The organism is Candidatus Chryseobacterium colombiense (assembly GCA_029203185.1).
GTDB classification, from domain to species: domain Bacteria; phylum Bacteroidota; class Bacteroidia; order Flavobacteriales; family Weeksellaceae; genus Chryseobacterium; species Chryseobacterium colombiense.
Window position 1 is genome coordinate 473,095 of record CP119310.1, and the last position, 12,612, is coordinate 485,706.

General features: G+C 37.6%; 5 protein-coding genes. All 5 read left to right on the forward strand.

All coding sequences use genetic code 11. From position 1 onward, the window contains the following. The 5 genes from P0Y62_02005 to P0Y62_02025 all read left to right on the forward strand — a co-directional run bounded on the left by P0Y62_02005 (position 1) and on the right by P0Y62_02025 (position 12,451). Positions 1 to 1,941 carry a glycoside hydrolase family 97 catalytic domain-containing protein gene (locus P0Y62_02005; protein ID WEK70330.1) on the forward strand — a complete coding sequence of 647 codons (1,941 nt, stop codon included), beginning with the start codon at positions 1 to 3 and terminating at the stop codon, positions 1,939 to 1,941. Positions 1,942 to 2,006: 65 nt separating this feature from the next. Continuing rightward, positions 2,007 to 4,529 (forward strand): glycosyl hydrolase 115 family protein, encoded by a 2,523-nt coding sequence (locus tag P0Y62_02010; GenBank protein ID WEK70331.1) that lies wholly within the window; start codon positions 2,007 to 2,009, stop codon positions 4,527 to 4,529. Between the two features lie 260 nt (positions 4,530 to 4,789). Beyond that, entirely contained in the window at positions 4,790 to 7,519 is a 2,730-nt protein-coding gene (locus P0Y62_02015; GenBank protein ID WEK70332.1) for a T9SS type A sorting domain-containing protein, read from the forward strand. A 221-nt stretch (positions 7,520 to 7,740) separates the two neighbouring features. After that, a complete protein-coding gene (locus tag P0Y62_02020; GenBank protein ID WEK70333.1) occupies positions 7,741 to 10,368 on the forward strand; it encodes a glycoside hydrolase family 3 C-terminal domain-containing protein in 2,628 nt (875 codons plus the stop codon). Positions 10,369 to 10,468: 100 nt separating this feature from the next. Further along, positions 10,469 to 12,451, forward strand: coding sequence for an alpha-L-arabinofuranosidase C-terminal domain-containing protein (locus P0Y62_02025; protein ID WEK70334.1), 1,983 nt, complete (start codon positions 10,469 to 10,471; stop codon positions 12,449 to 12,451). Positions 12,452 to 12,612 lie beyond the last annotated feature (161 nt).

Consider the following 12,612-nt stretch of genomic DNA (forward strand, 5'->3'; position numbering starts at 1 on the left):
ATGTTTAAAATATCCTACTTATCAATATTATTCTTTTTCCTGACCGGAATTTCATGTTTTGCACAAGTCGCAGAAATCTCAAGTCCTGATGGAAAATTAAAGCTGAATATCTTTTCTGAAAACGGAAAAGCCCTTTACAACGTTAGTTTTCAGGGAAAAACAATGCTGGAAAAATCACCTTTAGGCTTAGTTTCCAATGAATCTGATTTCTCTAAAAATTTAAAATTCATTGACAGCAAAAAAGACAAAGTCTCTAAAAATTATACGAACGAAAAAATCAAAAAATCACAAGTCAGTTACACGGCTAATACCTTGATTGTCAATTTTACCAATGCAGACAACTTCAAGATGGGGATTGAATTTCAGGTGAGCGATAATAATGTCGCTTTTAGGTATGAGATTCAGCCGATGAAAGACCGTTTGAGCGCGGTCGTGCAGTCGGAAATCACAGGTTACAGATTTCCGTCTCAAACCACAACTTTCCTTTCTCCAATGATGAAGCCGATGACAGGTTTTGCCAGAACCGCCCCAAGCTACGAAAGCGGTTACAAAGCTGATGCGGAATTAGGAACAAAAGCAGATTATGGTTATGTTTTTCCCGGATTATTCCATGTCGGAAACGACGGCTGGATTTCATTGTCTGAAACAGAAGTAAATAGTTTGTACTGCGCTTCCCATTTGAATACGACTTCAGAAAAAAGCCTTTATCAGGTTGCTTATCCAAACATGGCTGAAAACAATGGTTTTGGAAGCTCCGGAGCAGCAATTTCCCTTCCCGGAAAAACGCCTTGGAGAACCATTACAATTGGTGATTCTTTGAAACCGATTGTTGAGACAACGATTCCTTTTGATGTGGTTGAGCCAATGTATGAGCCTTCGCAGAAATACAGTTTCGGAAAATCTACCTGGAGCTGGATTTTGTGGCAGGATAACAGTATGAATTATGAAGACCAGAGTCTCTTTATTGATTTAGCATCAAAACTCGGTTATGAATACATTTTGATTGATGCACTTTGGGACAAAAATATTGGAAAAGAACGAATGAAAGACCTTATTCAATATGCCAAATCCAAAAATGTTGGGGTGATGCTTTGGTACAATTCCAATGGTGCTGCCAATGATGCACCGATGGGACCGAGAAACAAAATGAGCTCTTCTACCGAACGAAAAAAAGAAATGAAATGGCTGAAAGATATCGGTGTAAAAGGTCTGAAGGTCGATTTCTTCGGTGGAGACAAACAGGAAACGATGCACCTTTATGAAGATATTCTTTCCGATGCCAATGATTTTGGGTTAAAGATTATTTTCCACGGAGCCACTTTACCGAGAGGCTGGGAAGTAATGTACCCGAATTATGCAGGAAGTGAAGCGGTTTTAGCATCCGAAATGCTGTATTTTTCGGAAGATGTGCGCAAACAGGAAGCTTTTTTCGCAACATTACATCCGTTCATTAGAAATACGGTCGGAAGTATGGAATTTGGCGGAACGCTTTTGAATAAATATTTAACAAAATCTAATAAGGATAAAAATAAAAGATACACCACAGATGGTTTTCAGTTGGCAACAGCGGTTTTATTTCAAAATCCGATTCAGATGTTTGCTGTAATGCCGAACAATTTGACCGATGCTCCGAAGTTTCAACTCGATTTTATGAAAGAAGTTCCGACACTTTGGGACGAAACAGTGTTTGTCGACGGCTATCCAGGGAAATATTCCGTGATTGCCAGAAGACATCAGAACCAATGGTATGTTGCAGGAATTAATGCCGAAAAAACGATTAAAAAACTAAAAATCAGTCTTCCAATGTTTGTGGGAAAAACTGTAAAATTCATCAATGATGATGCCCAGGGAAATTCATCAGAAAAAGAAGTGAAAGTGAATACAAAAGGTGAGTATAGTGTAGAAATTCAGCCGAATGGAGGATTTGTTTTGAGGAATTAACGGTCTCTAAACCTTCAAGGTTTTAAAACTTTGAAAGTTTCAGATAAAACATAAAATAAAAGATTATGAATCAAATAAAAATATTTTTTCTCGTCACGTTATTCGGATTTTGTCTTCGGATAAATGCGGCTGAACCATTCATCAGCACAGAAAAAAATTCAGAAACGATTGTTTTGAAGGAAAAATCGGTCAATCTTTCGATTTTTGTCAATTCAGGAATAGATAATGGTATTTTGAGAGCCGTTAAAAACTTACAATCTGACTTTCAGAAAGTGACAGGAAGCCAGCCAAATATTCTGAATCAGATTTCCGGACAGCAAACTCCGCTGATTATCATCGGAACAGTTGGAACAAGATCTGTAATTGACGATTTAATTAAACAGAAAAAAATTGATGGAAAATCTTTAACAGGAAAAAAAGAAAAATACATCATTCAAAATATCAGCAATCCGTTTCCCGGAGTTTCCGAAGCGATTGTGATTGCGGGAAGTGACAAACGCGGAACAATTTACGGAATTTACGAAATGTCCCAGCAAATTGGGGTTTCGCCGTGGTATTATTGGGCGGATGTTCCGGTTGAGAAAAAAGAAAATCTATACTTTAAAAAAGGAATTTACACAGATGGAGAACCTGCAGTAGAATATCGCGGGATTTTCCTGAATGATGAAGAACCTTCACTCGGAGGATGGGCAAGAGCTACTTTTGGCGGAATCAACTCTAAATTTTACGAAAAAGTTTTTGAATTGATTTTACGAATGAAAGGCAATTATATCTGGCCTGCAATGTGGGGAAAAGCTTTCTACGACGATGATCCTTTGAACGGGCCTTTAGCCAACGAAATGGGAATCATCATGGGAACTTCGCACCACGAACCGATGGCGCAGGCTCAAACCGATTGGCATCGATACATCAAAAAGAATAGTTTGCCGAATGTCTGGGATTATTCGAAAAATGAGAAAGTTTTGCAGGAATTCTGGAAATTGGGACTTGAAAGAAGCAAAAACTGGGAAAAATTAGTCACAGTCGGAATGCGCGGCGACGGCGATGAAGCGATGGGAGATGGAACTAATATCTCCTTGCTTGAAAAAATTGTGAAAGACCAGCGAAAAATCATTGCTGATGTAACAGGAAAAAAAGCGGAGAAAACGCCTCAGGTTTGGGCTTTGTATAAAGAAGTTCAGGATTATTATGACAAAGGAATGCGCGTTCCGGACGATGTAATTCTATTGTTTTGTGATGACAATTGGGGAAATGTGAGAAAACTTCCGGATCTTTCAAAACCTTTGCATAAAGGCGGTTACGGAATGTATTACCATTTTGATTATGTGGGAGGACCGAGAAATTCAAAATGGATTAATATCAGTCCGATTCAGAGAGTTTGGGAACAGATGAATCTTTCTTACGAGCATAAAGTCGATAAGGTTTGGGTTGTGAATGTCGGAGATTTAAAGCCGATGGAATTCCCAATCAGCTTTTTCCTGGAAATGGCCTGGAATCCGAAGCAATTCAACTCAAAAAATCTTTTGAAATACACTGAAAAATGGGCGGCACAGCAATTTGGTGAAAAATACGCCAAAGAAATTGCAAGAATGATCAATCTTTATTCAAAATACAACCGTCGTGTAACGCCTGAAACACTGGACAGCAAAGCATTCAGTCTGGAAAATTATAATGAATTCGAAACCGTTTTAAATGATTACAGAGCTTTGGCTATTGATGCACTGCATTTGAAAGAACAGATTCCTGCGGAATATCAGGATGCTTATTATCAGTTGGTTCTTTATCCTATCGATGCTTGCAGCAATTTGTATGAAATGTATTATGCCGTTGCCAAAAACAGGGAATTGGCTGCCAAATATGACTTAAAAGCAAATTATTATGCTGACAAAGTGAAAGAATGTTTTGAAAGAAATGCTTATTTGGATCATAAATACAACCATGAGATTGCCGGCGGAAAGTGGCAGCATATGATGGACCAGATGAGAATAGGATATAAAACCTGGGCAGACGGAAAAGAAAATATAATGCCTGAAGTTACCCATGTATATGATGATAATGCTTCGAAAGAGAAAGTGTTTCAGGAGAAAAACGGTTATGTTTCCATTGAGGCGGAAAATTTTGCAAGAATGAATTTTTCAGACCGGATCCGTTGGGAAGTGATTCCTGATTTCGGGAAAACTAAATCCGGTGTGACGACATTTCCACAGAATGCTTACCCAAAACCTGATGAAAATCTCTATCTGGAATATGATATAAATTTTGAATCAAAAGGTGAGTTTGATGTCCAATTGTTATTGGCTCCAACTTTGAATTTTAATCATAATAAAGGATTGCGTTATGAGATTTCTTTTGATGGCGGAACTCCGCAGATTGTCAATTTCAATGGTCATTACAAAGGTGAATTGGGAAGATGGCAATCTGAACATATCATTAAATCTATAACGAAACACCAGATTTCCCAACCTGGAAAACATACGCTGCGATTCCGTGTTCTGGAGCCGGGAATCGTGCTTGAAAAAATATTAATCAATACAGGAGGTTTACAGCCTTCTTATCTGGGTGCACCGGAAAGTGAGATTCTTCACTGAAAATTAGCAAATATTAATAAAATCAACGCTTTGCTTATGAAACATTAATCTTATTTATCAATCAACTTCTTTAAGTATTGTTTTCAGCAAATAAATGAAAAGGAAAACAGCAGGGGCTTTGTAATATAACTTTATTTAAACCGCTGCCTGAAATATTTCAGGGTATTTTCTTGATGGTTTTTTTGAATAATTAACTGTCTTGAAGGGGATTGTATTATCCATACTTTATTGAAAATTATAAAAATTAAAACTAGAACATTATGAAAAAATTAATCAACTTTATTATAATTCAATATATATGTCTGTTTTCCAGTTGCTTTTTATACGGGCAGCTTACCACGGTTAAAATCGACAAAAGTATTTCTTACCAAAAAATAAAAGGATTCGGAGGTTTTGTCTGCAGTCCGCAGTTTGCTTACAATCATATGTCTACTTCGGAGATTCAGACCCTTTGGGGAACGGGAAGTGAAGGGGGGTACAATATTATGAGACTGTATATTCCCGAAGACAGTAACAATTGGAGCTCTGTATTAGCCACTGCACAGCTGGCAAAATCTATGGGACTTACCATTTTTGCAAGTCCGTGGACGATGCCTGCAGCCTGGAAAACCAATAACCACGTTAATGCAGTTTATACCGATGCTAACGGAGTGCAGCAGATCGGATATTTAAAAACTCAAAACTATCAGGATTATGCCTTGTATCTCAATAGTTTTGTTACTTATCTTCAGACGAATGGCGTAGATCTCGATTATATTTCTATTCAAAATGAACCGGATGAAATGGCGCAATATCAAGGGTGTATCTGGACTCCGACTCAGATTGCCACATTTGTAAAAGATTACGGACATCTCATCAATTGTAAAGTAATTGCACCTGAAAGTGTAGGTCTTACCGATAATTTTGCCAATGCAATGCTGAATACCGCCACCATGGCTAATTTCGAAGTTTATGGAGGGCATCAGTATGGATTGATGCAGTCGGCTTACAAACAATTTCAGAATTATGGTAAAGAAATCTGGCAAACTGAGTATCTGATCAACTGGAACTCAGGAAATCAGGCCCCGCGTGATTTTAACTGGGATCTTGATGCATTTAATTTCGCTTCAAGTATAAACAATGCTATGCTTGGAAACATCAATGCATGGATTCATTATGCTTCAAAACGGTATTATGGATTAATGGGAGACGGAACGTATGGTACCCCAGCTGGAGTAATGTCTAAAAGAGGATATATCCTTTCTCATTATGCAAAATATACAACAGGAAAAACAAGAATTGATGCTAAATGGGATGATAAAACAGGAAATTTACAGGGGTCCTCTTATATTTCTTTAGATGGTAACCAGATTGTTTTAATGGTTATTAATCCTTCTTCAAGTACATACAATCTTAAAGTAGATCTGCCTTTTTATACAACTTCGGGCACAAAAGTATTGACCAATACTTCGTCTAATATGCTTACGACTCCCATTTCTTTAAGTACACCAACTTTCCGTCCCGGTGTGGAGATTGCCCCTTCAAGTGTGATGACTTTTGTATTTAATAAAAGCGGTGACAGACCGGTGTCTCTTATGACTGGCGGGAATATCCATTACAATAAAATTGAAACCCAAACAACAACCAATTCAGCTTTCGGGACTTCTTTTAATATGAGTAATACAACGGTGACTTTTTCCAATCCGAGCCCTTTGATCAGCAATAATATGACTGCCTCAAACGGTTATCTTCAGCTGAATGACAGATACAATAAATTTATCTTACATGTAAATAGTTTTACCACTGCAGGACAAAGTTATTCGGATAATACGACATTGTATTATATCAACAGTCAGGGCGCTGTAAATTCTTATAATTACGGAAAAATTACTTTCCCACCAAATGGAGGTTTTGATATCACTCTGGATATCTCAAGACAAGTTCTTACTGACGGCTGCAAAGGAATTCTAGGACTCAGAAATTCAAATTACAGTTCAGTTCTTATATTGAATTTGGGTGATGTTTATTTTAATGTAGGAAACGAAATTGCCTCAAAATTTGGAGGAACTTATTCAGATAGCGACAGTAATCTTATGGATGCTCTGGAAAACGGGTATTTCACATCGCTGGATTTCAGAACTACTTCAGGGATTACGACTTCGAACAATTGGCAGCCTTTGAGCATCAATTCAAACAATATATTTTACGTGAATTCCAGTGTAAATTCAACGGCTAATAATGTAATTTCAGGTACAGCATGTTCCAACCTTGTCCTTTCTGACCAGGGCAAAGATTTCCAGGTTCCATTTATTTTTAGTGCAGGAGTGGCGTCCTACAACAGGACTTTTAGCGGGTATGAAACTCTATTGTTGCCTTTTGAAGCGAATATTCCTTCAGGAGTGACAGTATATTTGATGTCGCCAAGTACAACAGCCGTTTCCGGCACTCAGATTTCTAACGGAATCATTCCAGCCAATACTCCGGTTCTTGTGAATGCGACGGGGAGTTTTACTTTTACGGGTACTGGAAATGTTTCTACACAAAAAGCAATTACAGTCAATCAGATGAATGGAGTGTACCACACCATAAAAGTTCCGGCCAATAGTTATGTATTAAAAACAGAAAACGGAGTAACGGGATTTTATAAGGTAACCGCAGGAAGTGAACCGATGATTAATCCTTTCAGGGCTTATCTTACGGAAGAAAATACGTATTCAGCGAGTATACTTCCTTTGAGTTTTTCTGTACTGGCTACACAAGATAGAAATCAGCAGAAAGATGAGGTAAAAGTGTACCCTAATCCTGCAAAAACAGAAATTTTTGTTGAATTAAAAACGTCTGATGCTACAGCTACAATTTATGATGCAAAAGGTGGTTTGGTGAAATCGGGAATGAAAATGACTGCAGGAAAAAATCGTATCGGAATCAACGAACTTTCTACAGGAACATACTTTATTGAAATTTCCTCCAAAAACCAAAAATTATCTTCACATAAATTTATTAAACAGTAAACAGAAATTGAATTAATTCTTATTTAAAGTCATCATATCGTATTGATTTTGATGACTTTAATTTTTTAAAAAAATAGTTAAGTGTAAATTCTTCTAATTAATAAGTGTTAATTTTACATTTATATGAAATAGAATCTTATATTTGTTTTTCTTACAAAATAACTAACTATATACAATAATGATTAAAAATTTTTAACCTTAAAATGTTTTGTTTTAATCAAATGAAAAAACTTCTATTAAATATATCAGTTTTCTTCTGTGCACTTTCTTCGGCGCAGAATTTTAAATACCCTTTCCAAAACCCTAAACTTCCTGTTGAACAAAGAATCGAAAATCTTCTCGGATTATTAACGGTAGATGAAAAAATCGGAATGATGATGGACAATTCAAAAGCAGTTCCTAGATTAGATATTCCTGGTTACGGTTGGTGGAACGAAGCGCTTCACGGTGTTGCAAGGGCAGGAACAGCAACGGTTTTTCCTCAAGCGATAGGAATGGCAGCAACCTGGGACGTTCCCGAACATCTCAAAACTTTTGAAATGATTTCCGACGAAGCCAGAGCAAAATACAACAAATCTTTTGACGAATCTCAGAAAACAGGTCGCTACGAAGGTTTGACTTTCTGGACGCCGAATATCAATATTTTCCGCGATCCGAGATGGGGAAGAGGTCAGGAAACCTATGGCGAAGATCCTTATTTGACATCAGTTTTAGGCGTTGCTGCCGTAAAAGGCTTGCAGGGAAATGATCCGAAATATTTCAAAACCCACGCTTGCGCCAAACACTTCGCCGTTCACAGCGGGCCGGAATGGAACCGTCATTCCTACAACGCCGAAGTTTCAAAACGAGATTTGTACGAAACCTATCTTCCTGCTTTCAAAGCATTGGTTTTGGAAGGAAATGTAAGGGAAGTGATGTGCGCTTACAATGCATTCGACGGTCAGCCTTGCTGCGCCAACAATACTTTATTAACCGAAATTCTTCGCGGAAAATGGAACTACGATGGAATGGTTGTTTCCGATTGCTGGGCTTTGGCAGATTTCTACCAGAAACAATACCACGGAACACATCCTGACGAAAAAACTACTGCCGCGGATGCCCTGAAACATTCTACAGATTTAGAGTGTGGCGATACGTATAATAATTTAAACAAATCTCTCGCAAGCGGTTTAATCACCGAAAAAGACCTCGATATTTCGATGCGAAGAATTCTGAAAGGTTGGTTTGAATTGGGAATGCTAGACCCAAAATCTTCCGTTCACTGGAATTCAATTCCATATTCAGTTGTGGATTCTGAAGAGCATAAAAAGCAGGCTTTAAAAATGGCTCAGAAATCTATTGTTCTGATGAAAAATGAGAATAATGTTTTGCCTTTAAATAAAAATATCAAAAAAATCGCTGTTGTCGGTCCAAACGCCGATGACGGATTGATGCAGTTGGGAAACTATAACGGAACACCTTCTTCCATTGTAACGATTTTGGACGGAATCAAAACCAAATTTCCAAACGCAGAAATCATTTATGAAAAAGGAACTGAAGTTGCCGATCCATCTTCCAGAACTTCGCTTTACCAAAACTTTTTAAGCCAGAAAAGCGGAGAAAAAGGAATGAAAGTCACGTTTTTCAACAATAATGAATTCAAAGGAACTCCGGCTAATGTTTCTGTAAATAAAAGCGGAATCAACTACAACAGCTTTGGCGGAACACAGCTTGCCCCGAACGTGGGAAGAGAAAATACATCGGCCATCATTTTCGGCGTTTTCAAAAGTCCTTACACGGGTGATGTGATTCTTTCGCCTTCAACATCCGATATTTACACACTTTTCGTTGATGGAAAAGAAATCGGCACCAGAAAAGGTCCGGACGCAAGACATCCTTCAGAATTTCCTGTAAAAATGGAAAAAGGAAAAGAATATCTGATAGAGTTACGTCACACCCAAAAAGGAAAATATGTAAGCATCACATTTGACGTGTACAGAAAAGACCCTGTCAATTTCGCTGCGGTTAGGGAAAAAGTGAAAGATGCGGATGTCATTATCTTTGCGGGCGGACTTTCTCCAAGTCTGGAAGGTGAAGAAATGATGGTGAATGCAGAAGGTTTCAAAGGTGGCGATAAAACTTCCATCGATCTACCGAAAGTTCAGCGCGAATTGCTGGCTGAATTAAGAAAGACAGGGAAACCAGTCGTTTTTGTCCTTTGTACCGGAAGTTCACTCGGTTTAGCGCAGGATGAAAAAAATTATGATGCGTTGATTACGGCTTGGTATGGCGGACAATCCGGCGGAACAGCCGTTGCTGATGTTTTGGCGGGGGATTACAATCCGTCCGGAAGATTACCAATTACCTTCTATAAAAATCTGGAACAGCTTGACAATAATTTGTCTAAAACCAGCAAACACCAGGGTTTTGAAAACTACGATATGGTCGGAAGAACCTACCGTTATATGACGGAAAAACCGTTGTACGCTTTCGGTCACGGGTTGAGTTATTCAAAATTTAATTATGGTGATGCTAAACTGAAGAAAAATGCCATCAATGCTAATGAAAATCTGATGATTACAGTTCCTGTTACCAATAATTCGGAAAGAGAGGGTGAGGAAGTGATTGAAGTTTATGTAAAAAGAAATAATGATCCTTTGGCACCAGTAAAGACTTTGAGAGCTTTTGAAAGGGTTTTAATTAAATCTAAGGAAACAAAAAATATCCAGTTAACAATTTCTAAAGATTCATTTAAATTTTATGATGAAAAAGTAGATGATTTAGCTCCGAAAGCAGGAAATTACACGATTTTCTACGGCGGAACTTCCGATGAATCAGGTTTGAAGAGTTTTCAATTGAAAGTAAATTAAACTCTTACAATTAAAATTTAGATATAAAATCAGTTTAAAATATAGTATTAGAGATGTCACACTGAGCTAGTCGAAGTGTCTCTGCGATAAAAACCAATCAATGAAAACAAAAACCAAAATATTCGCAACCGCATTTTCTTTAAGCGTAGCCTTCTTTTCAGCGCAAAACGGAAATGTTCAAAAGCATTTCCTCGATTTGGACGGAACTTCCACCAACATCAAAATCCAACCCACGATGTACGGAATTTTCTTCGAAGACATCAACTTTGCAGCAGACGGCGGATTATATGCTGAATTAATTAAAAACCGCAGCTTCGAGTTCGATGAACCGTTAACAGGCTGGAAACAACCTGATACAAAGACACTTTCTCCAAACTTGGATTCCGGTTTTCTGACGATTATTACAGAAAAGTCTAAAACCAATAAAAACTACGCAAGAATAACGGTTTGGAATGATAAAAATTATATTCTTGAGAACGAAGGTTTCCGAGGAATTGGTTTGCATCAAGGTGAGAAATATGACTTAAGTTTCAATTTGGAAAACATTTCAGGCAATATTTCTGCCATCAATACAAGTCTGATTGATGAAAATGGAACGGTGATTTCTTCGGTTTCTACAATCATCAAAGGTGGAGGCCGGCAAAAATATAATGCTGTTTTCTCACCTTCCAAAACCGTTGAAAAAGCTAAACTTCAAATCACTTTCACCGGAAAAGGTGTTGTGAATATGGATATGATTTCATTGTTTCCGCAAGACACCTGGAAAGGCAGAAAAGGCGGTTTAAGAAAAGATTTGGTTCAAAAATTATATGATTTACAGCCGGGATTTTTACGTTTTCCGGGCGGCTGTATTGTAGAAGGAAGAACTTTGGCAGAACGTTATCAATGGAAAAAAACAATTGGTAAAGTAGAAGACCGCGAAAATCTGATTAATAAATGGAACAACGGATTTTCACATCGTCTTACACCAGATTACTGGCAATCTTTCGGGCTTGGCTTTTTTGAATATTTCCAGTTGGCGGAAGATTTAGGCGCAGAACCGCTTCCGATTTTAAGCTGTGGAATGGCTTGTCAGTTCAATACTGCAGAGCTTGCAAAAATGGAAGATTTAGATCCGTATGTTCAGGATGCTTTGGATCTGATTGAATTTGCAAACGGCGATTCCAACACGAAATGGGGAAAAATTCGTGCTGAAATGGGACATCCGAAACCATTTAATATGAAATTCATAGGTGTTGGAAATGAACAGTGGGGTGCAGATTACATCGAACGTTACAAAGTTTTTGAAAAAGAGATTCATACCAAATATCCTGATATTAAAATCATTTCCGGAAGCGGCCCGTCTCCCGATGGCGAATTTTTCGATTACGGTTGGAAAGAGCTTAAAAAATTGAATGCACAGCTTGTTGACGAACATTACTACAATTCCCCTGAATGGTTCTTAAAAAATGCAGATAGATACGACAAATACGATAGAAGAGGACCAAAAGTTTTCGCTGGAGAATATGCCGCGCAATCGGTTGGCGTTGTAAAACCAGATAACAAAAACAATTGGTTGACCGCACTTTCGGAAGCCGCTTTTATGACCGGACTTGAACGCAACGCAGATGTTGTGACAATGACTTCCTATGCACCACTTTTTGCCCACGCAGAAGGTTGGCAATGGACGCCGGATTTAATATGGTTCAATAATTTAAAATCTTACGCTACTCCAAATTATTATGTTCAGAAATTATTCTCCAACAATAAAGGAACGGATTTAATTAAAATCTCCGAAAACGGAAAACCATTGAAAGGTGAGAATAATCTCTATGCATCGGCGGTTCGTGATCTTAAAAAAGAAGAAATCATTATTAAAATTGTTAATTCGAGTTCTCAGGAAACCTCAGTTGAAATCAATCCGAAAAATAGTAAAACGGGGAGTCAATTAACAAAAATTGTACTGACTTCTGCAGGACTTTCCGATGAAAATAATTTCCAATCAGAAACCATTACACCAAAAGAAGAAACTCAGGCCATTAAAAAAGGAAAGATTTCTGTTGAAATTCCGGCAAATTCTTTAGTGATTTTGAAAATAAAATAGCTTCAAACTACTATAAATAAAGGATAATTTAAAATTAAGTGTTAATATTACATTTATTTAAAATAGAATCTTATATTTGTTTAGCTCTTAAACAGAAAACCGGAGAATTCTTTAAGGTAAATGAAAACTTAATGAAAAATCTTTGTAGAATGTAATCCATT